Genomic DNA, 26,552 nt, shown 5'->3' on the forward strand with positions numbered 1-26,552 from the left:
CTGACAGGCGCCGGTCCGCCTGCTACTTGCCTGCCCCGTGTCACCCGCCGCTGCACAGCCCGCTGGGACATCCCCAATCCGACGGCTACCCGCCCGGTCGCGCCCTTAGCCGGCACTACTCCCCACGCCCCGACGGCCGGCGCAGGCACAAACGGTGTACCGGTGACATGGGCACCACGATGCGGTGGCGAGAGGCGACCCCGTCCACCTGTCTCATGGCGACCGGGCCCGCGCCGTACAGCCCGGGTCGGCCGGCTCGTGGCTGGGGCCAATCAGCGGAGGTCCTGTCGTGTCCGGGAGATCCTGTTGACCATGTTGCGGGCGTCGTCGGTCGGTGCGTTGATGCTCCTCTCGCCGTGAGTGGCGGCTTCGCTGCCCTGGGAGAACAGGGGGACGGGCCCGCCGGCCCGGGCCGGCCGTGCGGTCCCACGTACTCAGTCCGTTGTGGGATCCACGGCTGCCGTCAGCGCGGCCAGCCCGGCCTCGTCGGCCGCCCACAGGGTGGCGTGCCATTGGCCGCGCCAGCGTTCCAGCAGCACCCGCTGGCGGTCGCCGTCCCGGGAATGGCGCTGGGTGCCATCGACCGTCGGCGGCCCGGGGGTGAAGTCCTGCCGGAGCACCTCCAACAGAGCCGACGGCTCCCCTCCGCCGGCCAGAGTGAGCTGCTTGCCGTGAAGGTGGACCGGCGCGTCCCAGATCCGGGCGTGGACGAAGTCCGAAAAACGGTCGGCCTGCGGCTGCCATACGGCGGACGGCGTCACGTCGTCGAAGGAGATCACCACCGGTGGGTCCTCGGAGCCGTCGAGGCGGACGGCCATCACCCACACGCCCTGGTTCTCGACCATGAACGGCAGCAGACCCAGGGAGCCGACCGGGTCGAAGGACCGTTCTTCCTGTTCTTCCACGTCATCGGGCCAGTCGCCGTTGTCCTCGGGCCAGTAGTAGACCTCTGCCCGGCCCAGCCGTTCGGCGTCGTACACCATGTCGTCGTTGCTGAACTTCCTCAGCACGGCGGCGCCCTGTGCCAGTGCGAACCACTCGCGCACCGACGCGGGCACAACGTGGCCGTGCACGGACCCGAAGTGGTCCAGTACCGCCTCGGCCTCCTTGGACATCTCCAGGTCCAGCCCGGCGAGTTCTGCCGCACGACCATGGAACCGCAACGTGCCCGCACGCATCGTCCCGTACCCCCTGTTGTCACCGGTGGGCCGAATGCCCGGCGGCCAGTGGGGCGACCCTAACCGCTCGTCCCGACAACGTGCACAGCGGCGGTACCGGACACACACCGTCACTCACGGCGCCGTGAGCGGCGGACGTCCCCCCGGCGGGTGAATCTGTCGTCGTCGACCCGCTGGACAGGACCGGCCGCCGTCCGGTCACCGGGGAGGCGGAGAGGGCCGCCGCTGTGGCTTGGCCGAGACGGCCCGTGGGTCGCCGCAGCGCACCGTCCGGACCGCACGATTCGGGAGGTCTGGAAGGGACTGCCCAAGGACATGCTGCCCCTGGATGCCGCCCTGCTCGGCGCCAATGGCAACCCGCGCTTCTTCGGCGGCGGCCGATACCTTGAATGCGACTGGCGCACCGGCCAAGCCCGCGATCCCGGAGTCCGCCGCATCGCCGACGTCTGGCCCGGACTGCACCAATAGCGCGGCCCTTGTGTGGAATCCCGCTCACGACACTCCGACCCTGGAGACTTGTCTGCGCGCACCGAGGATGTCGTGCACTCTCCACTCCCCGCGGTGCGCACCAGGATGCGCACCACGGTGGCCTCCACTCCCGTTCCACTCCACCCGGTGCCCGCACGGAAGATGACGGTGCATCGGATGCGGTGGAGCTGTGTGCGGAGGACGGTGAAGTCATCGAAACGCAATCCCATCGATCACCCGCCGGTGATCCCGCCACCTGCCACAACGCCCAGACTTGGGCACGGAGTAGTCACATGATCGGCCGGACAAGTCCTGGGCACGCCGGTCCGACCCGCGAGGTGTACCCGCCGCCACCCGATTTCCGGCTGGCCTGCGGAGAAGGGAGAATCTGGCGAGCATGTGGCGCACGCTGGAAGGACGTCAATTGACATCGGACATAAGCGCGTTTACCACCCCCTCCGCTGAGCGCCCGTTCTCCTCTGTACCCATCGACTGGGCGGCCGTCGAGGAGCGGCTCGGACTGCGGCTGCCGGCTGACTACAAGCGGCTCGCCGACCGGTACGGGCCGCTGGACTTCGGTGAGTACGTGTGGATCCACGTGCCCTGCGTCCAGCGGGGCCGCTTCGACTACGGCGAGTGGCTGCGCGAGACGCACCGCGAGGCGCGGATCGAGGCGCGGAAGCTGCCCGAGGCCGAGCGGCCTGTGTTCCACCCCGAGCCCGGCGGCCTGCTGGCCTGGGGCTGCACGCGGGGCAGCGACGTACTGTTCTGGGACACCTCGTCCTCCGTCGACCCCGACAAGTGGACCGTGGTGGTGCAGCACTCGGGGGCGGTGCCGGGCAGCGGCCTGCTCCGGTGGCACCGGTACGACCTGACGCTCACCGACTACCTGCGACACACCGTCCGTGACACCTGGGAGCTCCCCTCTCCTCCCGGCCCGCTGCTGGGCCCGCTTCCGGGTACCGTCGCGAGGACCGCCTTCCTTCCCGACGCCGAGGCGTGGACCCCGCCCGCACCGGTCCCGCCTCGACTCACCGGGGCCGAGCGCCGAATCGCGCTCGAGACCGGCACCGGGCTGGACGCGCTGCGGCTGCTGTCGCCGCCACCCGAGCGGCCGTACCTCGGCAACGGCTCCTGGGAGGGGCTGTTCGCCGAGCTGGGCACACGGCTGCCCGGGGAGTACGTGCGGCTGATGGACGGGTACGGCGCCGGCATCTGGAACAGGTGGCTGCGTTTCCACACCCCGCTCCGGACCGGCGAGCGGCGTTTCCTCACGCACGTCCAGGACACCGCGGACGCCTACCGGCAGCTCAAGGACGTCAACGCGGACCGGTTGCCACTGGCCGTCTGGCCCGAGCCCGGCGGCTTCCTCCCCTTCGCCAACTCCATCGACGGCGACCACCTCGGCTGGCTGACCCGGGGAGGGGACCCAGATACATGGCCGCTGATCGTCTGGCCCCGCCACGCGGACCAGGGACCGCCACTCGACCGCGGCCTCATCGACACCCTCCTCGACTGGCAACGCGGCACGCTGGCCACGGATGGGTTCGCCGCCCTGGACGAGGACGACGACCCCATCGAGTTCGCGGACTTCCGGTCCTGGGACGACCGCGCCTACTGGTGAGCACAGCCCAGCCCAGCCCAGCCCAGGACGCAGCCCGCGCGGAGCTCCCCGCGACCCCGCCCCGGTTCGCGACCCGCCTGGAGATGCACCGTTGATCGCCGCCCGCGTGCTCCAGGACGCCGCAGTGGCCCCGAGCTGTTTCGCACCGAGGACCAGTGCACGTGTGCTGTTGGTCGACGCGCGGGGGCCTGGCAGGTGCCAGACGGTCCGGGGAGCGGGCGGGAGACTCCCGGGTATGGATGTGGAGTCGGTGGCGGTGGAGTTGTACGAGCGGGTGCCGTCGGAGTTCACCGCAGCCCGGGACGAGTACGCGGCCAGGGCCCGTAAGGCCGGGGACAGGCAGCTCGCCGCCGCGATCGCGGCATTGCGGAAGCCGACGGTCGCGGCGTGGACGGCCGGTCTCCTGGCGCGCCGCCGGCCGGAGGAGGCGCACAGCCTCATCCAGCTCGGGGAGGCGCTGCGTGCCGCGCACCGGACGCTGGACGCCGGGCAGCTGCGGCGGCTGTCACATGATCAGCATGTGGTGATCGGCGAGCTCGCGCGTACGGCGCGCACTCTGGCAGCCGAGGCCGGCCAGACGGTGAGCGAGCCGGTGCTGCACGAGGTCGAGCAGATCCTCCACACGGTCCTGGCCGATGCTGACGTTGCCGAGCAGTGGATGGGAGGCCGGCTGGTGAAGGCTCCGGATGCGGTGTCGGGGTTCACGGGCCTGGAACCGGAGCCGGGCGCCGCACCGCCACCGGCGAAACAACCTGTCGGTCCCGCCGGATCCCGGTCGGAGAAGACGCCACCGTCAGAGCCGGAACCGGCGCCGGACGCGGACGCCGCTGCCGGACGGGCGCGGCGCGAGCGTGTGGAGGCGGCCCGCACGGTGTTGGCCGAGGCCCAGGGGGAGGCGGAGCGTGTGGAGGAGGAGCACGCCGCCGCGCAGGAGCTGGCAGACCGGGCTGGTGCGGCGGTGGAAGAGGCCGAAGAAGATGTACGGGCCGCGAGGGAGCGGCTGGAGGCTGCGCGTGCGGCGCGTGCGGACGCGGCAACCGCCGTGCGGGCTGCCGGACGGGCGGCCGCGCAGGCGCGGCGCCAGGCGCAGACAGCGGCCCGGCAGGTCGAGAGGCTCACCGGTTCCGAGGGATGAACGTGAACCCGCTGCGTACGGCGAAGCCTGCGAGCCTGAAACGGTCATGGCGGCATCGCATCGCATCGCCGCGTCGGCGTTGGCCGAGGCGCTGTCACCGGGTCGGCGGCCATCGTCCGCACGCACCTCGCCGACGAGCCCTTCCGCGTACGCGGCTGCAGGCTCGCCGAGTTCACTCAGGGTGTGGTGCTGGTGTTGTCGAGCCGTTTGACACGCGCTACGTTTTCGCGGTCCTCGGCGTCCGTGCTCGCCTCGGCGGCGAACCAGGCGTCGAGGATCTCCCTGAGGAGCGGCTCCGAGGTCAGGCGGAGGCTGAGCGCGAGCACGTTGGCGTCATTCCAGCGGCGCGCACCGTCCGCCGTGTAGGCGTCCGTGCACAGGGCTGCGCGTACGCCGGGAACCTTGTTCGCGGCGATGGACGCGCCCGTACCGGTCCAGCAGCACACGACGGCCTGGTCGGCGTTCCCGGCGGCGACCTCGCGGGCCGCCGCCTCCGAGCAGGCTGCCCACTGTGGATCGTCGCCGGGGTTCAGCGCGCCGTACGTCACCACATCGTGTCCGCGGTCGCGCAGTTGCCCGAGGAGTGCGCGAGCCACGGGTTCGTCCATGTCCGAGGAAACGGAGATCCGCATGCCCCGAGACTAACCGGCCTGGAGCGGACGGTCTCCGCGGGTCGAGGAGTGATCATGCGCGTGCCGTTGCCCTGGCGTCGCCCTGGCGTTGCCACTCGCTCGTCACCCGGATCTTCATGATGTGGGCTCGGCGGCACTCCGGACAGGACTCCCAGGCGAGCCGGGCGAAGTCGTGGCCGCTGCGTTCGCAGACCCGGAGCTGCCGGGGACCCGCGCCGTTCCTCGCCGCGTAGGACAACCAGAAGTCCTCGGTGCGAGGCCGCAGGAGCGTTGCGAACGTCCACTGCCGCACGGAGAAGCCGGTCGGCGGCGGCGACCAGTGACGGCCCGGAGCACACCAGGCGAACCCCGGCCCGGCCCGGCCCGGTGCCACCCCGCCTACCTGCTGGCCCGCGCGGACCGGGGCCTGGCCCCGGTTCCTCGGCCATCAGGACAAGAGGCGGGAGAACGCCACCGACGGGGGCGAGGAGCGAAGAACACCGGTCTCGGTTTCGGTCACACGGAACACCCGCTGCTCGGTCACTGGGTCGTACGAAGCGGTGGCGGGGGCCATGTTCGGAGCCGAGGCCGGACGACGACGGGCGCATTCACCTGGGCGTGCCCGCGCCCGCGCCCGCGCCGACGCCGTCCCCGTCCGCGGCGGCGCCCGCACCGGAGTCCACGTCACCGCCCCTCACCCGGGACGCTGTGGACGAGGTGATCCGGACCGCGGTCGGTGCGGCGTGCCTTGACCCGGCGCAGGGCCGCCCGACCGTCGCGGCCGGCGCCGACTCGGACAGGACGGGCTGGACGGCCGTCCGCGAGAAGAGTGCCGCGCAGTCGGAGATGGACGCGGTCTGCGCCGACCTGGAGCGCCATGGCTGGACGCTGAACGCACCCGAAGGACGACCGCCCCGATGCCTCCCGCAGCCACAAGCGCGGGGGCTGGTACCTGCTGGTGAGCACGCGCGGCAAGTCCCAGGCGCCGTCCACCGTCACCGCCTTGACCGACTCACAGAGCTGCCTGACCCTGACCGGGCTCCAGCTGAACCTTTCCGACATCCCCACCCCGAGATCACCGTCCGCATCCGCTGACCCCTCACACAGAAGCCCACACCGTCTTCCCGGGACACCGCGCACGCTGCCGCCGCCGGCGGCCTCGCCGAGAACTCCGCACGGAGAGGGCTTTACCAGCCGTTCTACGGAAGGCGACGGCTTGTGACAGAGCCTGGCCGGCAGTGAGCCGACCGAGGTTCGCAAGGGAGAGTGGCGAAGACCTTGCGGTCCTCCCGGCGGGCAGAGCCGCGTCATACCGGAGTTCCGCACGCGTCGGCCCGAGCTCCCGCGCCCGTATCGCCGCCGGCGCCCGACATTCCCCGGCGCGGCTGACAGCGCCGTCGCAGACCGTTCCTCGGGGCTTTCGAGGCGGCCGGCTCCGCTCGCGCCACGGATCGTGGGGCAGGGGTCAGGAGAACGCTGCCGCTGCATGTACCGGCGCAGGGAAGGTCCGGTCCGCATGACCGAATACCACCCCATTGGGCTGCTGGCCGAATGTGGAGCCGCAGTGTTGTCGAGGAATCCGCACCGGGACATGATCACTTCTCGCACGACCCGACCATCCATTTGGGAACCGGCGCAGGAGCAGTGAAATCCCGGCCGGTGCTGGTTCTTTGCTGCTCCCAGACGTATCGAGGCAAAAGCGGGAGCAGGGGGCATGCCGGCTTCGGCAGCTCTTTTCTGCTGCCGCGCAGACGTTTCGCGTTCTCTCATGTCACTTTTCAATGAAAGGAATTCCAGGATTTCATGTACAAACGTTCAGGGTTCCTCGCCCTCACCACAGTGGGCATCGTTCTGTGCACCGCCGGTCTCACGCCGTCCGTCAGTCAGGCAGTCGGCGGTACCGGCGACGGGAAGGGTTCCTATGCCGACAGCAACGGCCTGACAGCGGATGACGTCAGGCTCATCAACGCGCTGAACGAAGCAGCCCTGGACCTGGGCCGGCCGGGCAAGATCCCCGGCGGGGACCTGCCGAGTGCCACCGAGTCCCTCAGGGCCTCCGCTGCGGCCGGCGACAGGGTGACGCCGCCTGCCGAGCCGCTGGACCGCATGCCCGACGCATACCGGGCCCACGGAGACAGGGCCACTACCGGCATCAGCAACTACATACGCAAGTGGCAGCAGGTCTACAGCCACCGCGACGGACGAGTGCAGCAGATGACCGAACAGCAGCGGGAGCAGCTGTCCTACGGGTGCGTCGGCGTCACCTGGGTCAATTCAGGTCCCTATCCGACGAACAAACTGGCCTTTGCATCCTTCGACGAGGAGAAGCACCGGAACGCTCTGGAGAACACCAGCCCCCGGCCGGGCGAGACGCGGGCTGAGTTCGAGGGGCGCATCGCCAAGCAAAGCTTTGACGAGACAAAGGGATTCAACCGGGCCCGAGATGTGGCATCCGTCATGAACAAGGCCCTGGAAAGCGCCCATGACGAGAGTGGCTACCTGAGCAACCTCAAGGCAGAGCTCGCAAAGAATGACGACGCTCTCGCCGCCGAAGACAGCCGTTCGAACTTCTACTCGGCCCTGAGGAACACCCCGTCCTTCAAGGACAGGAACGGGGGCAACCATGACCCGTCCAAGATGAAGGCGGTCATCTACTCGAAGCACTTCTGGAGCGGGCAGGATCCCCGGAGCTCCTCCGACAAGCGGAAGTACGGGGACCCCGACGCCTTCCGCCCCAACCAGAGCACGGGCCTCGTCGACATGTCGAAGGACCGGAACACCTCACGCAGCCCCGCCAAGCCCGGCGAAAGCTATGTCAACTTCGACTACGGCTGGTTCGGGGACCAAAAAGAAACAAACCCTGACAACACCATATGGACCCACGCCAACCACTACCACTCGCCGGAAGGCGGCATGGGGCCCATGCAGGTGTACGAGAGCAAGTTCCGCAACTGGTCCTCCGGATACACGGACTTCGACCGCGGAACCTACGTCATCACCTTCATACCCAAGAACTGGAACACCGCGCCCGCCAAGGTGAAGCAGGGCTGGCCGTAACAACTCGCCCCCTCGCGAGCGCGATTCTGTGCAACCACCGCTGAACGGTGCGGGGGCCGCTCCCCGGGCACGCCCGGTAGGAGTCCTCGGCGCCGGCCTCGGGGCCCCGGGGCCCGCCTGCAGGCCGGGATCAGGCGGCGTGGCCTGACGAGTCGGCAGGGATCGCGACTCCGTATCCGATTGGAAAGCGGAAGGGAAGAGTCCCTTTTGCGTGTTCAGGAGCGGTAGCGTACGCGCGTTCGATCCTGCATGCGTCCCCAAGGAACCCTCCATGGCCACGCCTCCCGCGCCGCAGACCCCCGAGCAGCCCGCCGCTCCCGGCACGTTCGACGCCCCCGTCGCGCCGTCCGAGCCCGCGAAGAAGAAGGGCGCCCTGGGGAAGAAGATCCTCGGCGTCGTCGTGGCGATCGCGATCGTACTGTTCTGGCGCCTGGGCCTTCCCTACCTGACGGGCGAGGCCCCGGTACACGCAGAGGCCGGTGACTGCGTCGCCGTCACCGGCCCGGAGAACGACCCCAAGGTCGAGAGTAAGGGCTGCACCGAGAAGGTGGCCGACCTTTACAAGGTCGTCAAGGTCGTCGACAACACCTTCGACCTCGACAAGTGCGAGGGCGTGGCCGACGTCGCCCTCGCGCAGCAGCTCGACGCGTACAAGTTCGTCCTCTGCATGGAGCCCGTCGAGAACTGACGCCCCACACATGGCCGCAGGGGCCGGACCCGCCGGGTCCGGCCCCTGCGGCGTCCCGCGGGTTCCGCGGTGGTCGCCCTGCTGCATCCGTACCCGCAGTCACGGCGACGACGGGGCGGGTGCCGTCGCTCTCCCCCCCCCATGAGCCGATCAGGAGGCCCGCTTCCCGCTCCAGCAGGACCTCCCGCACCTGCCGCTACCCGGGAGGCCCGGACGCTCCCCGTGACCTCGACCTCGGTAACCGGCCTCGCGCTCTGAAGGAGCTGAAGGTGCAGCCGGCTGCGCACTCCCGGATGGTGTCGATGGTGCGGGAGGCGGGTCTTCTGGTTGGCTCGCGCCGGTGGTTGCTGCTGGCCGCGCGCGTGCGGCAGGTCGGGGAGGGCGACGGCACCCACACCGCCGCCGCCGTGACTGCGGTGCCGCCAACACCCCCGCGCCCGCCTCGTCGCAGGCTCTGCTCTGCCTCGCCAGACGGCGGGCCGATGTTCTCTTCGCGATGCTCCGTGACGGCACCTTCCACGAGTCCCGGCCGGCGGCCGCGGTCACATGACCAGCGGCTCAGCCAGAAGGGCGATCCGATCGGCCTCGACATCGAAGCCGAGCACCGGATGGCCGTGGTCGCCCTCCGGATCCATCAAGACCGGCTTGCCCAAGCGTCGCCCGATCTCCCGGAGGAAGCCGCAGAACACATCGAGTCGTTCCTGGCCCTGCAACTCCCGCAGGTCGACGTCGAAGTCGATGACCTCGTCGTCTTTGAAACGGAAGATCGCCAGCACGTCGGAAGTCGGCCAGACCCGCAGGTCCGGGCACTCGGCGTCCGCCGCGCGGGACAGCACGGTCTCCGCCCGGGGCGCCGGCATCACCGTCTCGCCTTCGGAGTACTGGCACACCCAGCCCCTGGCCTCGACAAGATCGAGGACCGCCTGCCAATCCTCCACCGAGCAGCCCGGGACACGCACGTCCGGCAGCGACCCCATCAGTTCCGGATCGAAGAAACAGCTCACGTCATCCCACAGAAGATCAGCCACACCGCCATGCTGCCTGGCCGTTCGATCCAACGCAGCCTCGATTCCCTTGACCAAAGAGATAGGGGCGCCCGCCCCGGCCGCGCCCGCCCGGCGGGTCCCCGCCCCGGCCCCCGGCCCGCTCCCGCCGCCGCGGACGTCCGAGCGGGGCCGTCTTCGGAGCAGCCCTACCCGGGGAGTGCGTGCGTCATGTGCGGAGCGCCTTTGCTCGACACGGCCGTTGTGTGGCAGGGATGTTACGCGTCGGCCTGCCTCTTGTGCGGGTGCCGGAGGTGGGCCAACCTTTCGTTAGCGACCGTTCGTTCGGGCCATTGCGATTGTCATGAGCATGGCTATACGCCGCCCTGACGTGTCCTCACAACAGCCCGCCGGACACCGCACCGCACACACCGCCTACGAGGAGGACCCCCCACATGTCCGCGAAGCGTCACACTCGCCGGAGAATTGCCGGTACCAGCGCCATGGCCGTCGCGGCCCTCGCGCTCGGCGCGGCCGCCGCGTTACCCGCCGCGGCAGCCACCCCGGCCGCCCCGCAGGGCGTCATCGAGAATGCCGGCGCCGCCGGCACCGTCTCCGGCAGCTACATCGTGACCCTGAACGACACCGCCGCCCGCTCCACCGCCGACAGCGGCAAGGCAGTCGCCAAGCGCTACGGCGCGAAGATCGACAAGACGTACAGCGCGGCCCTCAACGGCTACTCCGTCGAGGTCTCCGAGGCGCAGGCCAAGAAGCTCGCCGCCGACCCGGCGGTCAAGTCGGTCGTACAGAACCGCGTCTTCACCGTCGACACGACCCAGCCCAACCCGCCCTCCTGGGGCCTGGACCGGATCGACCAGCAGGCGCTCCCGCTGAACCAGAGCTACACCTACCCGGACAAGGCCGGCGAGGGCGTTACGGCTTACATCATCGACACCGGCGTCCGCAAGACGCACCAGGACTTCGGCGGCCGAGCCTCCGACGGCTTCGACGCCATCGACAACGACAACACCGCCCAGGACGGCCACGGCCACGGCACCCACGTCGCGGGCACCGTCGCGGGCACCGCGTACGGCGTGGCCAAGAAGGCCCGGATCGTCGGCGTCCGCGTGCTCGACAACAACGGCTCCGGCACCACCGCGCAGGTCGTCGCCGGCATCGACTGGGTGACCCGCAACGCCGTCAAGCCGGCCGTGGCGAACATGTCGCTGGGCGGCGGCGCGGACTCCGCGCTCGACACCGCCGTGCGCAACTCCATAGCCAGCGGCATCACGTACGGCGTCGCCGCGGGCAACGAGTCCACCAACGCGAGCACCAAGTCCCCGGCCCGCGTGACCGAGGCCATCACCGTCGGCGCCACGACCAGCAGCGATGCCAAGGCGAGCTACTCCAACTACGGCACCGTCCTGGACCTGTTCGCCCCCGGCTCCAGCATCACCTCCTCCTGGGGCACCGGCGACACCGCCACGAACACCATCTCGGGCACCTCGATGGCGACCCCGCACGTCGTCGGCGCCGCCGCACTCCACCTCGCGGCCAACCCGACGGCCACTCCGGCCCAGGTCGCCACGGCCCTGGTCAACGCGGCCACACCGAACGTCGTGACCAGCCCCGGCACCGGATCCCCGAACCGCCTGCTCAACGTCGGGAACTCCACCACCCCGCCGAACCCGGGCACCCGCTTCGAGAACACCGCCGACTACGCGATCAACGACAACGCCACCGTCGAGTCGCCGATCACCGTCAGCGGGATCTCCGGCAACGCCCCGGCCACGCTGAGCGTCCCGGTCGACATCAAGCACACCTACGTCGGTGACCTCCGGGTCGACCTGGTCGCCCCCGACGGCACCGTCTACAACCTGCGCAACCGCACCGGCGGCAGCGCGGACAACATCATCCAGACCTTCACGGTGAACGCCTCCGCCGAGGTCGCCAACGGTGTCTGGAAGCTCCGGGTCGCGGACCTCGCGAACATCGACACCGGAAAGATCGACTCCTGGGCGCTCCAGTTCTGAGGGGCCGGGACTGAAAGCAGCGGCTGAGCCGCGATGATCAGGCGGGGGCGACCGTTTCGGCGGTCGCCCCCGCTGCGCACTCTTCGCGCATTCGTTCACGCTGGCCGCGCACTCCCGGATGGTGTCGATGGTGCGGGAGGCGGGTCTTCTGGCCGGCTCGCGCCGGTGGCTGCTGCTCGCATGCTGCAGGTCGGGGAGAGCGACGCACCCACACCGTCGCCGTCATGACCGCGGCTGCCGCCAACACCCCCGTTCCCGTTCCGGCCCCCGCCGCCCGTTCCCGCCGCCGGGCCCGCGCCGGCCGCCGCCCGCTCCCGCCCTGCGTCGGTTCCGGCTGGGGCCGTGGTCCCTGCCCGCCGGCAACAGGCAGCCCCGGCCAGGGCCACGGGCGCGGCCGGTAGCGCCGGGTGCTGCGCTTCGGGGGCCGGGAAGACGGCACGGCGGCGGCCGGAAGGCCACCGCGGGAGGCCGGGTCCTTTCGCGGGTGCGGACCGTTGTCGGTACGGGTACGCCCCGGTGGAGCGCGCCCCGCGGGCGGATGGGAGAAGCAGTGGTGGACCCGCGGCAGTTCTGCGGCGGCACCGCGCTTGGTATCGCGCTGAGCGCCGCGGGCTGGGCCGTTCCATCACTACGCCCGCTACGCCGGCCCGGGGGCGGTCGTTCGTGTCGCTTCCCGTCCCGCGGCCGCGGCAGCGCGGGGCGACGCAGTTCGAAGCCGCCGCCCTGCTGCCGCCGCGCCGCCGAATACCCGCTGGACCGGGCGACGGTCGGCGACCGGCCTCTGTACGAAGCGGACGTCGACCGCGCGGGCATTCATGCTGCCCCCAGCAGTGGCGTTGTGCCTCTCGTGCGCCTATGGCCATACCAGTAGCGTCCTGTGGGCAGACCGTCTACACGCGGGGAGTGTGCGCCGTGCCATTACGCAAGGACCGGGAAGAGGCCGAGGTCGCGACGAAGGCGAGCCGACGCGCAGCGGATCCAGACTGGGGCCAGTGGGTCACGCCGGATCTCCGAGCGGTCAATCCGGCCATGGCCACGGCCATGCAGCGCTCGGTGGGCAATGCGACGCTCGGGCGGATGATCGCGCAGGGCCCGGCCGGGCCAAGGGTGCCGCACGCCGCTCCCAGTACGCGCAAACGCACCCAGGACGAGGTCGTCGAGCGCGGCGACAGCCCGCCGGCCAGCCAGCAGAAGACCGAGGCAGGAGCGGCCACCCGGGCCACCCGCAGCGGCAAGGCCGGCGCGACGCCCTCGGTGAAGGGCAAGGAAGGGAGGGTCGAGGAAGAGATCGGCAATCCGACCCTTGTCTTCACCTCCAGCTACGACGGAGACGAGGAGCAGTCGCTGAACGGCAACAACAACATTGGCTTCGCACAGACGGCGACGCTGCGCCGCGCGGACGGGATGCAGACGCCCGCGGCAGAGGCGTACGACTTCTGGCAGGAGGTCTCCGACGAAAGCCGCCAAATCGTTCCGACGTCGGTGAATTACCAGCCCAAGAAGGCCCCCCGCCGCGCCTGGGGCGTGGACGGCCCCTTCCGTCCCCCGTACAACGATGAGGACGGGACCATCGTCAAGGCCGCCGACCGGATCACCTTCGTCGACAACCCCGGCTTTTCCACCACCACACGCATGTCGGCCGGCTACTTCCTCGTCGACTACACAGTCCGGTTCCGCTGGAAGGTCCGCAAGAAGCAGGGCGGACGCTTCACCAAGGCCGAGCCGTTCTGGGAGAGCGACGAGATGGTGCACCGCGTCACGTCCGCCTTCGACGCGGAAAACCCGGAGGAGGCCGTGCAAGTCAACCACCACGCGGCGGGCAACCGCACCTGGAACGTACAGCTGCCCAGCTGACCCGCCGACGCGGCAGCGCGCTCACGCCCCAGTGCAGCACGGCGTACTTCAGGTCACGTGCACTGACCCGCTCCTCGTCGTCGGCCAGCGACGCGATGACGCTGAGGAGGCAGTCCAGGCCGTTGTCGATGGGCGGGAAGTCCACCTCGCTGCCGGGCTGCTCCACCGGGCGGAACTGGGCGAGGAGCGCGCCTCCCGGTCCCGACTGCAGCGGCGGTCCCCGCCCACCGGCAACAGGCCGCCCCGGTCAAGGCCGCAGGGCGCGGCCGGTACCGCCCGGCCGCGCCCCGGGGACCGGGAAGACGCACGGCGAGCGCCGCGAAGGACGGGTCCTTTCGCGGGTGCCGGCCGTTGTCGGCACGGGTACGACCCCGGTGCAGCGCGCCCCGCGGCCGCGAAGGGGTGAAGCAGCGGTGGACCCGTGGCAGTTCTGCGGCGGCCTCACGCTGGGCGCCGGGGCTGGGCCGTCCACTGCTACGGCCCCGCTGCGCCGGCCCGGATGCCGGGCTGCGCGGCCCGGCCGCCTGGATGCTGCCGCTGGTCGCGCGGGTGCAGCGGTTCGGGGAGAGCGACGGCACCCGCACTGCCGCGGCCGTCGCCGCGGCTGCCGCCAACACCCCCGTGCCCGTCCCGGCCGCGCCCGCCCAGGTGGTGTCTGCCTCGGCCACGGCGTCTGCCTCGGCGGCCGCGGCCGGTGCTCGGGTACTGGCCGGCGACTCGTGGGCTGCGCTGCGCCCGGCGGGTCTCCGCTCCGGCCCCCGGCCGCGCTCCGGCCGACCTCGCGCGAGCCGTCACCCGGCCGCATGTCTCCCCGGCCGCCGGCCCCGTTCCCGCCGCCGACTCCGCACCGTGTCGGGGGATTTTGACCAACGCGAGGTTTCTGCCGCTCGATCCTGACCAGTGACGGGCCGTCAGCGGCCCTGGGCCGTTGTTTCGGCTGCTTCGGCGCGCACGCGCAGCAGGTGGTGGATGTCGCAGAGGCGGCCCCAGCCTGGGCTGTTCATGTTCTTGGTGCCGGAGCGGATCTTGTCGAGGGCGGGCAGGCCGCGTTCGTCGTCGCGCAGGGCGAGTCCGGCAGCGGCTTCGAGCCTGGCGTCGAAGTAGGGGTCCGCCAGGTGCGCGGCGAAGACGGCGCGCAGTTCCGGGGTGTCGAGGGCGGAGGTGGCGAGTCCGCTGAGCGCGTTCGCTCGGATCGTCGGCGTGGAGTCGTCGGCCAGGCGAGCCAGGGCTGCGAGGGCTTCCTCGTGCTCGGCCGTGTTGGTGTGGAGCATCGTGGAAACGGTCCCCCGGACTCGCGGGTCGGCGTGATCGGCGTGGGCCAGGATCGCCGCGACCGTGTCGGTGTCGGCGGAGGAGTAGGAGGTGAAGGCGCCGATGACGATGGCGAGGGTGCGCGGGTCCTGCTCGCTGTTCAGCAGCGGGCGCAGGAAGTCCTCCGCCTCACGGGCGAAGGGGAGCTCGGTGTCGTGCTCCTGCTCCACGTCGAGGCTGAACGCGATCGACAGGTACTCCATCGTGTCGAGGCCGAAGCGCCTGCGGTCGAGGTTGGATGTGTCCTGGGCGGCTTCGAGGGCCCAGTCGAAGGTCTCCCGGCTGGTTCGGAGTCCCAGGTGGGAGACCGAGGCGAACCAGTCGTCATGGTCGGGGTCGGCGTGCACCAGGGCGCGGGCCATCAGCTCGTCCGGTGAGTGGTGGACGCCCAGTTCGGCTTCCAGATCGGTGATGACCGCCCGGTGCGCGGGCGGCGGCTCGCTCCCGGCCCCCACCCCGGACGCGAGGGCTTCCTGCGCGGTGCGCAGCGCCCGCCGGTGGGGGCTGTCGCTGCTCAGCGGGTCGCGGCTGCGGGACAGCAGGGCTCGCAGCACCCAGTACCGGCCGTTCTCCGCTGCCCATGTCACGGGGTCCACGCCGCCGTACCAGGGACGGGTCACGTCCACGTTCCAGACGACCAGATGGTCGACGAGCTCCTGGCGTCCGGCCCTCGCGGCAGCGGCCAGCAAGGCCACGGCATCATCGCCGGCCAGGTCGTCCGCGGTGGCGTCATACAGGAGTTCGAGCGCCGCGTCGTCGTCTCCGCGTTCGACAGCAGCCAGCAGCCAGCAGCCAGCAGCAAGGGCAGATCCACCGGCCAATTCCGGCAAGCCCCGCACGTCATTCTCACGCCGACCGTCGTTCCCGCGCCCGCGTGTCGGCGTACTTGTGAAAGTGCGCACCTGAGTACGGATGAACGTGCCCAGGCTCAGGCGGTTCAACGGAAGGCGTTGGCGTTCTCCGCAGCCCACTGGCGGAACGGGCGGGCGGGCGTTCCGGTGATCTGTGCGACTGTGTCGCGCACCATCAGCAGCTCGTCGTTCACGTCTCCGCCCGTGACGTCGAGGACCGCGTCCGCGGCCTCCGCGCCGAAGACAGCGGCCATCTGTGCGTGGGCCTGCCGGCGGCTGATTTCGGCGAAGGAGATCTCCCGGCCCAGTACTGCCCCGATGGCCTCGACCTGTTGCCGGGCGGTCACCGGCTCGGGACCGGTCAAGGCGTACGTGCGCCCGCGGTGGCCGGGCTCGGCCAGTGCGACCCGTGCCGCCGCCGCAATGTCCGCGGGGTGGATGGTCGGCAGCGCGGTCTCTGCGTACGGCGCGCAGACAGTCTCGTGGCCACTGATGGAAGCCGCCCACATCAGGGTGTTCGAGGCGAACTGCGTCGGTCGCAGGATCGTCCAGGCCATGCCGCTTGCCTTGAGCAGCCGCTCCACCGCCAGGTTCTCGGCGGCGGGGCCGAGGTGCGGGTGGGTCTGGACGGTGATGGACGACACCAGCACGACGTGCTCCACACCCGCCTGCCGGGCGGCTTCGAGTATGTCGGCGTCCGGGCCCAGACGCGATACGAGGAACAGCGAGCGCACACCCTTCAGCGCGGGCTTCAACGACGCCGGCTCCGCGAAGTCGCCCTCCACGGCCTCGACCCCATCGGGGAAAACGGCCCGTGCGGCATCACGGGTGAGCCCCCTCAGCGGCCCGACACCGTGCGCGTGCAGCTCCTTCAAAAGGGCACTGCCGATGTTTCCGGTGGCTCCGGTCACGAGGATCATGGCGCGTCTTCCCGTCATCAGATGATCAAGTAGTCGGCACACTAGAACCTCAATCGCCCTTCAGGTCAAGGAACGCCCGGCCGCGCCCCCCCGGCTGGGCACGTACACCCGTACGCGACCGGGCACGTTCATGCGTACACCGACACCGCGGGGAGAACCCATGGGGGATCGGACACATCGCACCCGGAGAGGGTCGACATGCAGAGCCGGTGCCCCGCCTCTACGGTGGGAAAGTGAGGGTGAGGCTGCGCACTGCCCCACGTGTCGGGCAGTCCAAGACCGACTGCGCGGGCGCCGTCTACGGTTCCTTGCTTGCCGCGTCCGTACTGGCCACCGCCGGCGCCGTGGGGCACTATTCGCGATTCCAGCTCGTGATGCTGCTGGTCGTCACGGGCCTGGTGTTCTGGGCCGCGCACGTCTACGCGCACCTCGCGGGCGAACGGCTGGTCGGCCAGCCGTGGAGCGGACGCGAGATCCGTCTGGTCGCCGGGCACGAGTGGCCGATCGTCGAGGCCGCCGCCCTGCCTGCTGCGATCGTGGCGGTGAGCCCGCTCCTGGGGCTGGACTCGGGCGGCGGCGTATGGCTCGCTCTCGGCGTGGCCGTGGCGCAGCAGGTCACGTGGGCTTGCCTCAGCGCCGTCCGGGGCGGCGCGACCCGCCGCCAGTTGGTCGCCGAAGTGGCCGTCAACCTCGTGCTCGGGTTGATCATCGTGGCGGCCAAGGCGCTGCTGGGACACTGACGGCGAGTCGCGTGGCGAATCCCGTAGGAACGCAGCTGCGCGTTCGTCGAGCGGGCCGGGACCGTCCGCGCCGCCCCGCCGGAGCCGTCCCCGACAGATGCGAAGCGGGGAACTACGGGCACGGGTCGGGCACCCGAGCCATCGCCGGGCAGCGCGCAGCCCCGTCGGACCCGCGGCACCGCCTGACCTGCGGAGCGGCGTCGTACGGCATGGCGGCGATGTGCCCGGCGAGCTCGGGGGCGATGGCCGCCCACCGCTCGCGCAGCGTCGCGCCGGCGGCGGCCGGGAGCTCTCACGTGCGCTCGGCGACCAGCGCGCCGATCGCCGCCCGAGCCCCATCGGCTCCCGGCCGTCGCGGCGCGGCGTACGGACCATCCGCGGCTTCGCGAGCGGCAGGGTGATGGTGTCGGGCATGAAGGCTCCTCGTCTACGGGGCACCGCGCGGTTCTGGGCTGCCTCGAACCGATGCTCGGGCGCGGGGCCGCGTGACGGACATGACGTCCAAGTGGGTCGCGCCCAACGGAGCGGTGACGTTCGACTGGCAACGCAGCAAGGACTGGAACACCGGCAAGGTGACCGAGACTCGCAGCCCCTGAGCGTCATGTGGTGGAAATGTCCACGTCCCCCGAGGCCGTCTTCGCCGACAGGCAGGAGGGGGCCGCGGGATCCGAGGTGACGGAGTACCGGGCGGTCCTGCCGTACTACGAGAACGGCCGGTCGACGTCCGTTGCCGACCCGGCCCGCGCGTTCGACGTCCGCCGCGCCCTGGACTGCCAGCAGCAGATGGGCCGCCTCGCCTGACGGCGCGCCAGAATCACGAGTCCGCAACTGATCGGGAAGTGGATCTTCAGGGTCCGTTTTGCCTGTTCCGGCGCATGTAGCGTTCGCGTCTGATCAGGTACACGTCCCCCAAGGAAGCCCAGATGACGACTCCTCCCGCCGCCTCCGACCAGCCGCTCGCGCCCGCCGAGCCGGCCGAGCCCGCGAAGAAGAAGGGCGGCTGGGGAAAGAAGATCCTCGGTGTCGTAGTGGCCATCGTGGTCGCCCTCGCCGTGAAGTTCGGCATCGGGTACATCAGCGGTGACATCCCCGTGCACGCCGAGGCCGGCGACTGCGTCACCGTGACTGGGCCCGACAACGACCCCACGGTGGAGACCCAGGACTGCTCCGCCAAGAAGGCCGACCTCTACAAGGTCGTCAAGGTCGTCGACGGCACGTTCGACGTCGAGAAGTGCGGCGACTCGGGCGAGGTCTTCCTCGCGCAGCAGTGGGACCGGGAGAAGTTCGTGCTCTGCATGAACCCCGTCAAGAACTGACACCGTTCACACCGAAAGGACCCGGCTGGGACGCTGTTGGTTCAACCCGGGCCCTGATGCTTCGCCCCGTCGTTATGCGGCGGGGCGAAGTGCTGCCAGGGGCTGGTCCGGGTGCGGGGTCTGTCGGTGAGCCAGGCGTTGATGCGGATGAGGTTGATCGCTGAGCCGGTGAGCGGGTGCGGGCGGCTGCCGATGCCTTCGAGGAGGTCGCCCGGGCCCCGGGCGCCCGTTGTCTGGAGGGCCGCGCCCGCGCCGGCTGGCGGTCGTCGGCGCGGGCGTTGGAGCATGCACCGCGCGCCGGCGGGGGCGGCGTCGCCGCGGTGGTGCTGATGCTGCTGATCGCGCTCGGGAGGCGGTGGAGGCGGCCGCCTGGACCGCGCGCAGGCGAAGGCCGCCGCGGAGGCGGCTGTGCTGCTGCGTGAGGCGGTCGGCCTGACCGGCACTCGCTTGTCGGCGGCGGGCTCGAGGCCGCGTACCGGCCGGGTGACGCGCACTGCGGGCCGTGGCCGGCCGCCCGCGGGCCCCCGTTACCGGTGTACCCGCCCGCCCGCCCGCCCCCGCGCCTGCCCGGCGGGTCCCCGCTCAGGCCCCGGCTCCGTTCCCGCCGCCGGCCGCGCTCCGGCCGCCGCTCGCTCCGGCCGCCGCCCGTTCCCGCTCGACTACCACCCCCGCGGCCGCGGTCCCCGCCGCTCGCTGCCGCCGCCGGCCCCGCGCCGGCCGCCGCTCGCTCCCGCGGCTGCGGTCCTGGTGCGTCGGTTCCGGTTGGGGTTGCGGTGCCTGCCTGCGGGCAGCAGGCCGTGCCTGCCAGGACTGCGGGGCGCGGCCGGTGGGCGGCGGCTCCGGGGCGGGCTGCGGGCTGGGCCTCGTGTTGTGCTCGGTGTCCCGGGCCGTGATGTCCGGGCCCGTCGGGGGTTGGGTTGTGCCGCCCGCGCCCGCGGGGGTGGGAGGGATCGGCCTGGGGTCGGGCTGGTGGTTGGGGGAGGGGGTGTGGGGTGGTGGTTGGCCGGGTGGGTGGTGGTGGGGGTTGCTGGTGTCTGGTGTGTGGCGCACCTCTGGCACTTCGATACGCGGTCGCCGTTTCGTCGGGGTTTTCCCGCCGGGCGGGACGCGGGGGACGGGCCGGTCTGAGGTCTTGGGAGTGCGGCCCGTGTCGAGGGGATCGTCCTGTACGGCGTCGCCGGCCTCCCGGGTCGGGCGCACCGGCCGCGTCCCGGCCCCGGGCGGCTGCCGCCCGTTCCCGCTCCACCACCATTCCCACCGCCGCGGGGAGGAGCCGGTACCGCGCCGCAGGGCCTGGAACCGTCGGCGCTGGGCTGGCTGGGGTGGTGGTGCTGGCACCCCACAGGGAGGGCGCGTCAGCGGGCCGGGCGGCTCAGCCGCCGCCTTGGAAGGCCCAGAGCAGGAGCGCCACTGCGCACAGCACGAAGGTGGCCAGGTGCGCGTAGATCAGGGCGATCAAGGCGCCGATCCCGCCCAGGGCCAGGCCGCGGGTCCTCGTGTCCCGGTGGGCCGAAGGTCGCCAGGAGGCCGCTACCAGGGCCAGCGGAACGACGTACGGAAGGGCCAGCCACGCAGAGCCTTGGACGATCGGGGAGGAGCGGTAGCCCCACGCACCGCCCAGTACGGCCGCCACGGTGAACAGGGCCGGGGCCAGCCACCACGGCGAGTCCAGGGGCCGCTCGGCCGGAGGTACCAGGGTAGGAGTTGCTTTCACGCCCCCATTGCACTCTCCGCCCCGTTGCCTTCGCATGGGCGCGCGTACTTAGTTCGCCTGGTCCGCGTACCCAGCAGCCGCAGCGAGGCCCCGCGAACCGACACGGAGCCGTCCGGACTCGTTGGTGGGGGCTGCCGCCGTGTGGCGCCGGGCGCAGGAGTTTCGGGTGCAGGCGAATGCCGCCGCGGAGGCGGCTGTGCTGCTGCGGGAGGCCGCCGGCCTGACCGATACCCGGCCGCCGCGGACGGGCCCGAAGCCGCACACCGCAGGCATCAAGTGCACGGCGGGCGGTGACCTGCCGCCCGCCACGCCTGTTGCCGGTGTGCCGGCCTGCCCGCGCCCCGCTCCGGCACTGTCGGCCCGCCCCCCCCGCTGGCCTGCACCCACGGACACCTCCACCCCAGGGACCTCCTTGCTGGTGACGTCCGGTTACCCGCCGCTGTTCGAGCCGTTCGCCGATGCGCTGGGGGAGGGGGCGATACCCCAGTCGCCCGGGTTGGCAGCGACGGACCGTACGCCTGGGGCTTTCGCGGCGGCAAGCTGAGCGATCACCGTTTCGAAGGCGTCGCGGGATCCGCCGGGGCTTCCCCCCCCCCGCGACCTGAACGGAACGCTCAGACAGGGTGAGTGCGCGCTCAGCAGGCCCTCTCCCGACCGGGCCTCCACGGAGCGTGGCCGCGGTTGTCGGAGCTCCGTGGAGGCCCGGTCGGCGTGTGAGGGAGGCTGCCCTCGGCCTCAGGACCGTCCTCGCGGGCTCAGACGACCGCCCCCGCCCCCGCCCCCCTCTCCTTCTTCCTCCGCGCCTCCAACGGGCTGTACCCGTCAGGGACTTCCTTCGCGGCGCGGCGGCCCCGTGCCGGTGGTGGTGGCGGGTTGCGGTGTTCCAGGGCGATCGCGATCGGGACCGCGGTGAAGATGGTCGAGGCGATGCCGACCAGGACGCCCGCGATCAGCGCCACGGAGAAGTCCGCCAGAGAGTCGCCGCCCAGTACCGCCAGTGCGGTCAGGATGAACAGGGCTCCCATGCCCGTGTTCACCGTGCGCGGGAGTGTCTGGACCACCGCGTGGTTGGCCGTTTTCTCCAGGTTGCCTCGTGGGTCTCGGCGGCGCGCTTCGCGGACGCGGTCGAAGACGACCACCGTGTCGTTCACGGAGTAGCCGATCACCGTGAGCAGCGCCGCCAGGAAGACGCTGTCCACCGGCCTGCCCAGCCAGGCGAACAGGCCCACCACGAGGAGGACGTCGTGGACCATCGCAGAGACTGCCGCTGCCGCCAGGGTCCAGCGGAACCGCACGCTGAGGTAGGTCAGTTGGGCGGCCACCGCGATGCCCAGGGCCAGGAGCGCCTTCTGGCGCAGTTCGCTGCCGAGGCTCGGGCCGATCTGTTCGTCACGCTCCACCGTGACGGTTCCGCCGGGCTTCTCCAAGGCCGCCTTGACGCGCTGCTGTTCGTCGTCGGTGAGCTTCTCCGTGCGTACGGTGATGTCGCCGTCGCCGGACTCCTGCACCACCGCGCGCGGGAACCCCGCGTCGGACACGGCGTTCCGGGCCGTGTCCGCGTCGACGGACCTGCTGGTGCTGTACTCGACGAGGCGGCCGCCGGTGAACTCCACGCCGAAGTCCAGGCCGCGGATGAAGATTCCTGCGACGGCCACCGCCACCAGGAGTGCGCTCGCGCCGAGCCGGCGGCGACGGTGGCGGACCAGGTTCGGGTTGCGGCGGGACAGCCATGTGCGGACTCGGCCCGTCGAGGCGATGCCCGTCAGACCGGGGCGCTTGCGTACGAAGCTGCGGGCGACGGCGAAGTCCGCGAGCGCGCGGGTGATCACGAGCGCCGTGAGCATCGATGCCAGGACGCCGATGAACAGGGTGACCCCGAAGCCCTTGACCGGGCCCGTGGCGAAGAAGAACAGCAATCCCGCGGCGAGCAGCGTCGTCACGTTCGAGTCGATCACCGCGCTCCATGCCTTGGCGAAGCCGGTCCTCACCGGCTTCGCCAAGTCCTTGGAACGGACGCCCAGGTACTCCTCCCTGGCCCGTTCGAAGACCAGGACGTTCGCGTCCACCGCCATGCCGATCGCCAGGACGAACCCGGCGAGCCCCGGCAGTGTGAGCGTCGCGCCGAGCGCCACCAGAGCGGCGTACGAGATGAGGCCGTACAGCGCGAGGGCCAAGGCGGCGAGCGCGCCAAGGAGCCGGTAGACGACGGTGATGAACAGTGCGGTCAGGGCGATGCCGATGAGCGCAGCCTTGGTGCTCGCCTCGATTGTGTCGGCGCCGAGCGTCGGGCCGACCGTGCGCTGCTCCAGGACGTCGAGGGGAACCGGCAGCGCGCCGCCCTTCACGAGGGCCGCCAGGTCGCGCGCCTCGGCCCGGTCGAAGTCGCCGCTGATCTGCGTGGAGCCGCCGGTGATACCGGTCCCGCACGCCACGTCCGCGTTGACGCCGGGCGCCGAGATGATCTTGTTGTCGAGGGTGATGACGACGCGGCGTTCCGAAGCGCCCGGAGGCGCGCAGGCCGCGTCCGAGGTGATCTTCGCCCAGGTGTCGCCCGCGCCCTTGCGGAAGTCGAGGGAGACCATCCAGCCGCTCAGCGACTGCTGGTCCAGGACCGCCTCGGCGTCCTTGACCCCCTCGCCGGTGAGGGCGGTGGGGCCCAGCTTCAGGTAGGTGCCCGGCCGGTCCGGGTCGGGCAGGGTGCGCGATCCGTCGGCCCCGGGCGTCGCGGAGCCCTTGTCGGCCGTCGTCCCCGTCACCGGGTGGACCGTGAGCTGTGCGGTGCGGCCGATGACCTCGGCGGCCTTGCGCGGGTCCTGCACTCCGGGCAGTTCGACGATGATCCGCTTCTCGCCGGAGCGGGCGATGCCGGGTTCGGAGACACCGAGGGCGTCGACGCGCTGCCTGAGAACCTCCAGAGCGCGGTCGGTGGACGCAGCGTCGGCCTTGACGGTGGGCGAGTCCCGGGTCTCCAGGACGATCTGGGTGCCGCCGCGCAGATCAAGGCCGAGGCGGGCGGACTGGGTGAGGGCGATGTAGAGGGACAGCGCGACGGCCGCCAGCGCGACGATCGCCCTCCACAAGGGTGGGCGGGACAAGGGTGCGCGAGACATGCGTACTCCACGATGAGGGCAGGACGGAGGGACGCGTGACCGGCCCCGCGCGGTGTGCGCCGGGTCAGAAGGGTCAGGCGTCGATGACGGTCTGCGTGCTCATCGGTGGGGCGGGCCGCGCGGGGCGGCGGACTCGGCCGGCCTGCGCGGCGGCGCGAGTGCGGTGGCGGGGCCCGTGTCGGGCCCGCCCAGGGCGCGGCACGGGGCCGTGTCGACGGCCGTACGCGCGGGGCCCGCAGGCTGCGGGCCCGGGATGTGGGCGTCAGGTCGGTGCGTGACCGCGACATGCAGCGCCGGGACGTCGTCCGGTCCTGCCCCTTGTCCGGCGTGCCCCGCCACCGTGTGGTGGGCGAGCGGCCTGTCGGCAGGCATGGGCATGCCCTGCGCCCCGGCCACCGGGACGAACAGCGCGAGGACGGTGACGACGAGGGTCAGCGCGGACGCGGCCAGGCGCGCGGAGCGGCTCTGTTGCGGCACGCGTCCCCCCATCCCTTCGGTGCTCGTCGGGTGCGCACGGCGTGGCCCCGCCCTGCTCAACGTATGGGGCGCCCCGGTCCGTTCCGTGTTCCTCGGCAGTTCATCGGAAGCCGAAGAACTCCAGCAACAGCGCGAAACCCAGCCGGTCCGCCGCCCCCGACGTGCCCCGAAGCCGCTCCTGGTCCTCCTCCAACAGCGTCCAGACCTCGACCGAGCATCTCGGCGAGCCGCTTCTCCAGCTGCCGGATGCGGGCTGCCAGACGAGTGTTTCGTTCGAGCGCATTGGCGAGATCCGTCCGCAAAGATGCTCGACTCACGGCTTTCAAGAGGCAGGTGCCCGGGCCGCTCCCGGCGGGCGCCGCTGTCTGTGTGCGTGCTGCGGTAGGTGCAGGGGCTCTTTCCCGCGGGTTCTGTCATCGGAGGTCTTGTCGGGTGTGACTGATCTTTTCGATCATGCGTCGCGCGTCGTCGTTGGGTGTGGTGAGGTCCCTCTGGCCGTGGTCGGCGGCGTCGTTGCCGGTGGGGACAGCGGCACTGGTGATGTGTAGTCGGCCACGGCCTGGTAAGCGGCGGCGTCTATGCGGCCGTCGAGGACTGCCATGCGCAGGGCGAGGAGGTTGTCGCCGTCGGGGCATCCGGCCCAGCCGGCGCAGACCCGTCGGCTGGCGTTGACCGCCTCGGTCTGGTGGCACTGGAAGATGCGTGGGGGCTGGTCGGGGGTGTCGGCGTAGTAGCGCCGGAGCTTGTCGTACTCCTCGCCCGCCCAGATTCCCGCCGGTACATCGCGCCGGTACGGGCAGCTTCCGCACGAACGTGGTGCCGGAGGGCGGATCGAGGAGGCCATGCGCCCCAGTATCGATGGGGGGCGCGGGCACGTCTCGTTTCGCCGGGGAAGAGCTGTCCGGCGACCCCCGGCCCTGTCCGCTGCCGGGCCGCGGGGGCCCGCGCTCGTGAAGGCGGAGGGCCGGGGGGGAGGGTGCGGTCCAGGGCGTGGAGTTCGCGTTCGGCGGTGAGGTCTTCGAGCTGTTTGGCGGCGGAGTCGCTGAACGCGATCCGGGCGCGTCGTGGGGCCGTCAGGCGACGGCCGGACGCTGGGCGGCGAGCCGGGCGAGATGGGCCTCGCGCAGTTCCTCCCAGGGTGTGCACTCCTCGACCGGGGGGGGGAAAAAAGCCAACCCTGATGCCAGGAGTACACAGGCGGCCCGCCCTGGGACCGACGGGAGAGCTCAGAGGCGGCAGAGTCCGGGCCAGGCGGTGGGCCGGGGTCTGGCCGCTGGGCTGATTGCCGGATTCTGCCTCGGTGCTTCTCTCGGTCTGGCGGCGGGAACCGCACTTGCCGTCAGGGCCGAGTGGCATGAGGCGTTTCCCGAAGGCTCCAATGTGTTCACGTTGCGCCCGGGCATCCACTGCGCGGTCTCCCCGGGTGGCTGGAGCGGTTGCAGGTCACCGGACGGCAAGCCGTTCTTGCGCGCCTCACGTGAGGTTGAGGTTGGGGTCGTCAGTGTCGACGGCTTGGACGGCAGCTGGGCGTTTACGCCGGAGGTGGCCGAGAAGGTGTGCGCGAGAAGGCAAGAGAATCGGTGTACCACCTATCGTGGGCGCATCGAGTTTCACGTCCAACGAGACCGCTTCGGCTTCGACTTGGTGGTCGTAAGACTTCCCGACGACACCTACGCCGACGGTCTGGGCTTCATGAACCGACTACCCCCTCAGACAGCTCAATGGCTCTACAGCCCGGCCCCGAGGCTGCTGTTCAGCAACGCCGTGGCCTTCAGCCTCGCAGGCGGACTGGCCATCGGTCTGGTCAGCGGCATCGTCGCCGCACTGCACAGGTGGCTGTTCTCACCAGTGGACATCGTCTACGCACTGAGCCCGCGAGCGAGTCTGCGCACGGACCGAACGACAGCGATCGCCCTGGGCCTCACCGTGTTCCTCTTCGGTAGCCTCGCCACCGTTTTGCTATTCCAAGCTGTGCAAGAACTGGTGAGTTCCCAGACCGCCCTCTTCTCGGCGTTCATCTGGCCTCTGGTCGGATGCCTCGCAATCGCTCTGAGCGCATGGGGTTGGTTCCTCACCGCATGCCTGTGGCTGTGCGGCACCGGCAAACTGCCCTGGCGTCTGATGACCTTCCTGGAGGAGGCCCATCATCGCGGAGTTCTTCGGCAAGAAGGCGCGATGTACCAGTTCCGGCACGCCAGGGTGCAGACACAACTGGCGGCGGCCTATGAACAGCAGGTCTCCGACACGACCCGACACGGTTGAGCGCCTCATCCGCCGTTGGACAACCGCTGCGTCAGGGACTCCCGACGCGGCTTCCGGCGGTAGACCGCAGCTCCTCGTGCTGCCGACTGCGCAGATGCCAGCGCGAGGAGCACCGGCCTCCCGGTCCTAGTACTGCAACGGTGTTTGGCGTGACTGGTAGCCAGGCTGGTCGTTGGTCAGGTTATGGGTGGGCTCTTTGGTGATGTGAGGGTGTGGGCGG

General features: G+C 71.1%; 21 protein-coding genes. 11 read left to right on the plus strand and 10 right to left on the minus strand.

Annotated features, from left to right (window positions below):
* Positions 1–434: 434 nt before the first annotated feature.
* Complete coding sequence (locus ACIPYQ_RS39485; RefSeq protein WP_401259324.1) at positions 435–1,178, minus strand: hypothetical protein; 744 nt, start codon at positions 1,176–1,178, stop codon at positions 435–437.
* Positions 1,179–1,493: 315 nt separating this feature from the next.
* Here ACIPYQ_RS39485 and ACIPYQ_RS39490 point away from each other — a divergent pair, with 315 nt between their 5' ends.
* The 3 genes from ACIPYQ_RS39490 (at position 1,494) to ACIPYQ_RS39500 (ending at position 4,405) form a co-directional block, all read left to right on the plus strand.
* The gene (locus ACIPYQ_RS39490; protein ID WP_401259326.1) at positions 1,494–1,646 is read left to right on the plus strand and encodes a hypothetical protein; all 153 of its coding nucleotides are present in this window, start codon (positions 1,494–1,496) and stop codon (positions 1,644–1,646) included.
* A 424-nt stretch (positions 1,647–2,070) separates the two neighbouring features.
* Complete coding sequence (locus ACIPYQ_RS39495) at positions 2,071–3,270, plus strand: SMI1/KNR4 family protein (protein ID WP_401259328.1); 1,200 nt, start codon at positions 2,071–2,073, stop codon at positions 3,268–3,270.
* 235 nt (positions 3,271–3,505) lie between these two features.
* Positions 3,506–4,405 (plus strand): hypothetical protein, encoded by a 900-nt coding sequence (locus ACIPYQ_RS39500; protein ID WP_401259330.1) that lies wholly within the window; start codon positions 3,506–3,508, stop codon positions 4,403–4,405.
* Between the two features lie 176 nt (positions 4,406–4,581).
* Here the strand turns inward: ACIPYQ_RS39500 and ACIPYQ_RS39505 are convergent, their stop codons facing one another.
* Positions 4,582–5,037: an RpiB/LacA/LacB family sugar-phosphate isomerase gene (locus tag ACIPYQ_RS39505; protein ID WP_361769070.1), complete on the minus strand. Its 456-nt coding sequence runs from the start codon at positions 5,035–5,037 to the stop codon at positions 4,582–4,584.
* A 1,782-nt stretch (positions 5,038–6,819) separates the two neighbouring features.
* On the opposite strand from ACIPYQ_RS39505, the gene ACIPYQ_RS39510 reads away from it, so the two are divergent.
* Both ACIPYQ_RS39510 and ACIPYQ_RS39515 read left to right on the plus strand, forming a co-directional pair.
* Complete coding sequence (locus ACIPYQ_RS39510) at positions 6,820–8,073, plus strand: protein-glutamine gamma-glutamyltransferase (RefSeq protein WP_401259332.1); 1,254 nt, start codon at positions 6,820–6,822, stop codon at positions 8,071–8,073.
* 271 nt (positions 8,074–8,344) lie between these two features.
* On the plus strand, positions 8,345–8,761 hold the full coding sequence (locus tag ACIPYQ_RS39515; protein WP_401259334.1) for a hypothetical protein: 417 nt from the start codon (positions 8,345–8,347) through the stop codon (positions 8,759–8,761).
* Positions 8,762–9,303: 542 nt separating this feature from the next.
* Here ACIPYQ_RS39515 and ACIPYQ_RS39520 read toward each other — a convergent pair.
* Positions 9,304–9,789, minus strand: coding sequence for a hypothetical protein (locus ACIPYQ_RS39520; protein ID WP_401259335.1), 486 nt, complete (start codon positions 9,787–9,789; stop codon positions 9,304–9,306).
* A gap of 410 nt (positions 9,790–10,199) precedes the next feature.
* Here ACIPYQ_RS39520 and ACIPYQ_RS39525 point away from each other — a divergent pair, with 410 nt between their 5' ends.
* Both ACIPYQ_RS39525 and ACIPYQ_RS39530 read left to right on the plus strand, forming a co-directional pair.
* On the plus strand, positions 10,200–11,777 hold the full coding sequence (locus ACIPYQ_RS39525) for a S8 family peptidase (RefSeq protein ID WP_401259337.1): 1,578 nt from the start codon (positions 10,200–10,202) through the stop codon (positions 11,775–11,777).
* 1,029 nt (positions 11,778–12,806) lie between these two features.
* A complete protein-coding gene (locus tag ACIPYQ_RS39530; RefSeq protein ID WP_401259339.1) occupies positions 12,807–13,631 on the plus strand; it encodes a hypothetical protein in 825 nt (274 codons plus the stop codon).
* Positions 13,632–14,542: 911 nt separating this feature from the next.
* Here ACIPYQ_RS39530 and ACIPYQ_RS39535 read toward each other — a convergent pair.
* A complete protein-coding gene (locus tag ACIPYQ_RS39535) occupies positions 14,543–15,763 on the minus strand; it encodes a HEAT repeat domain-containing protein (RefSeq protein ID WP_401259341.1) in 1,221 nt (406 codons plus the stop codon).
* A 116-nt stretch (positions 15,764–15,879) separates the two neighbouring features.
* Positions 15,880–16,713 carry an NAD(P)H-binding protein gene (locus tag ACIPYQ_RS39540; protein ID WP_401259363.1) on the minus strand — a complete coding sequence of 278 codons (834 nt, stop codon included), beginning with the start codon at positions 16,711–16,713 and terminating at the stop codon, positions 15,880–15,882.
* A 239-nt stretch (positions 16,714–16,952) separates the two neighbouring features.
* On the opposite strand from ACIPYQ_RS39540, the gene ACIPYQ_RS39545 reads away from it, so the two are divergent.
* The 3 genes from ACIPYQ_RS39545 to ACIPYQ_RS39555 all read left to right on the plus strand — a co-directional run bounded on the left by ACIPYQ_RS39545 (position 16,953) and on the right by ACIPYQ_RS39555 (position 18,769).
* Positions 16,953–17,453 carry a hypothetical protein gene (locus tag ACIPYQ_RS39545; protein WP_401259343.1) on the plus strand — a complete coding sequence of 167 codons (501 nt, stop codon included), beginning with the start codon at positions 16,953–16,955 and terminating at the stop codon, positions 17,451–17,453.
* 612 nt (positions 17,454–18,065) lie between these two features.
* Complete coding sequence (locus ACIPYQ_RS39550) at positions 18,066–18,254, plus strand: hypothetical protein (RefSeq protein WP_401259345.1); 189 nt, start codon at positions 18,066–18,068, stop codon at positions 18,252–18,254.
* A 122-nt stretch (positions 18,255–18,376) separates the two neighbouring features.
* Positions 18,377–18,769, plus strand: coding sequence for a hypothetical protein (locus ACIPYQ_RS39555; protein WP_401259346.1), 393 nt, complete (start codon positions 18,377–18,379; stop codon positions 18,767–18,769).
* A gap of 1,372 nt (positions 18,770–20,141) precedes the next feature.
* Here the strand turns inward: ACIPYQ_RS39555 and ACIPYQ_RS39560 are convergent.
* The 5 genes from ACIPYQ_RS39560 to ACIPYQ_RS39580 all read right to left on the minus strand — a co-directional run bounded on the left by ACIPYQ_RS39560 (position 20,142) and on the right by ACIPYQ_RS39580 (position 24,914).
* Positions 20,142–20,483 carry a hypothetical protein gene (locus ACIPYQ_RS39560; protein WP_401259347.1) on the minus strand — a complete coding sequence of 114 codons (342 nt, stop codon included), beginning with the start codon at positions 20,481–20,483 and terminating at the stop codon, positions 20,142–20,144.
* Between the two features lie 755 nt (positions 20,484–21,238).
* Positions 21,239–23,593, minus strand: coding sequence for a protein translocase subunit SecD (gene secD / locus ACIPYQ_RS39565; protein WP_401259349.1), 2,355 nt, complete (start codon positions 23,591–23,593; stop codon positions 21,239–21,241).
* A gap of 99 nt (positions 23,594–23,692) precedes the next feature.
* Positions 23,693–24,070, minus strand: a complete 378-nt coding sequence (locus tag ACIPYQ_RS39570; protein WP_401259351.1) for a hypothetical protein — start codon at positions 24,068–24,070, stop codon at positions 23,693–23,695.
* A 100-nt stretch (positions 24,071–24,170) separates the two neighbouring features.
* On the minus strand, positions 24,171–24,353 hold the full coding sequence (locus tag ACIPYQ_RS39575) for a hypothetical protein (protein WP_401259353.1): 183 nt from the start codon (positions 24,351–24,353) through the stop codon (positions 24,171–24,173).
* Between the two features lie 168 nt (positions 24,354–24,521).
* Positions 24,522–24,914 (minus strand): DUF6283 family protein, encoded by a 393-nt coding sequence (locus ACIPYQ_RS39580; RefSeq protein WP_401259354.1) that lies wholly within the window; start codon positions 24,912–24,914, stop codon positions 24,522–24,524.
* Positions 24,915–25,060: 146 nt separating this feature from the next.
* On the opposite strand from ACIPYQ_RS39580, the gene ACIPYQ_RS39585 reads away from it, so the two are divergent.
* Positions 25,061–26,332, plus strand: coding sequence for a hypothetical protein (locus ACIPYQ_RS39585; RefSeq protein ID WP_401259365.1), 1,272 nt, complete (start codon positions 25,061–25,063; stop codon positions 26,330–26,332).
* The last annotated feature ends 220 nt before the right edge of the window (positions 26,333–26,552 follow it).

This window comes from Streptomyces sp. NPDC090045, from assembly GCF_044747975.1.
Taxonomy (GTDB): Bacteria; Actinomycetota; Actinomycetes; order Streptomycetales; family Streptomycetaceae; genus Streptomyces.

Excerpts from the sequence above, each read along its gene's own strand:
- ACIPYQ_RS39485 (WP_401259324.1), bottom strand. The coding sequence starts at position 1,178 with ATGCGTGCGGGCACGTTGCGGTTCCATGGTCGTGCGGCAGAACTCGCC.
- ACIPYQ_RS39490 (WP_401259326.1), top strand. The coding sequence starts at position 1,494 with ATGCTGCCCCTGGATGCCGCCCTGCTCGGCGCCAATGGCAACCCGCGC.
- ACIPYQ_RS39500 (WP_401259330.1), top strand. The coding sequence starts at position 3,506 with ATGGATGTGGAGTCGGTGGCGGTGGAGTTGTACGAGCGGGTGCCGTCG.
- ACIPYQ_RS39505 (WP_361769070.1), bottom strand. The coding sequence starts at position 5,037 with ATGCGGATCTCCGTTTCCTCGGACATGGACGAACCCGTGGCTCGCGCA.
- ACIPYQ_RS39510 (WP_401259332.1), top strand. The coding sequence starts at position 6,820 with ATGTACAAACGTTCAGGGTTCCTCGCCCTCACCACAGTGGGCATCGTT.
- ACIPYQ_RS39515 (WP_401259334.1), top strand. The coding sequence starts at position 8,345 with ATGGCCACGCCTCCCGCGCCGCAGACCCCCGAGCAGCCCGCCGCTCCC.
- ACIPYQ_RS39525 (WP_401259337.1), top strand. The coding sequence starts at position 10,200 with ATGTCCGCGAAGCGTCACACTCGCCGGAGAATTGCCGGTACCAGCGCC.
- ACIPYQ_RS39530 (WP_401259339.1), top strand. The coding sequence starts at position 12,807 with ATGGCCACGGCCATGCAGCGCTCGGTGGGCAATGCGACGCTCGGGCGG.
- ACIPYQ_RS39540 (WP_401259363.1), bottom strand. The coding sequence starts at position 16,713 with ATGATCCTCGTGACCGGAGCCACCGGAAACATCGGCAGTGCCCTTTTG.
- ACIPYQ_RS39550 (WP_401259345.1), top strand. The coding sequence starts at position 18,066 with ATGTCCACGTCCCCCGAGGCCGTCTTCGCCGACAGGCAGGAGGGGGCC.
- ACIPYQ_RS39555 (WP_401259346.1), top strand. The coding sequence starts at position 18,377 with ATGACGACTCCTCCCGCCGCCTCCGACCAGCCGCTCGCGCCCGCCGAG.
- secD (WP_401259349.1), bottom strand. The coding sequence starts at position 23,593 with ATGTCTCGCGCACCCTTGTCCCGCCCACCCTTGTGGAGGGCGATCGTC.
- ACIPYQ_RS39575 (WP_401259353.1), bottom strand. The coding sequence starts at position 24,353 with ATGCGCTCGAACGAAACACTCGTCTGGCAGCCCGCATCCGGCAGCTGG.
- ACIPYQ_RS39580 (WP_401259354.1), bottom strand. The coding sequence starts at position 24,914 with ATGGCCTCCTCGATCCGCCCTCCGGCACCACGTTCGTGCGGAAGCTGC.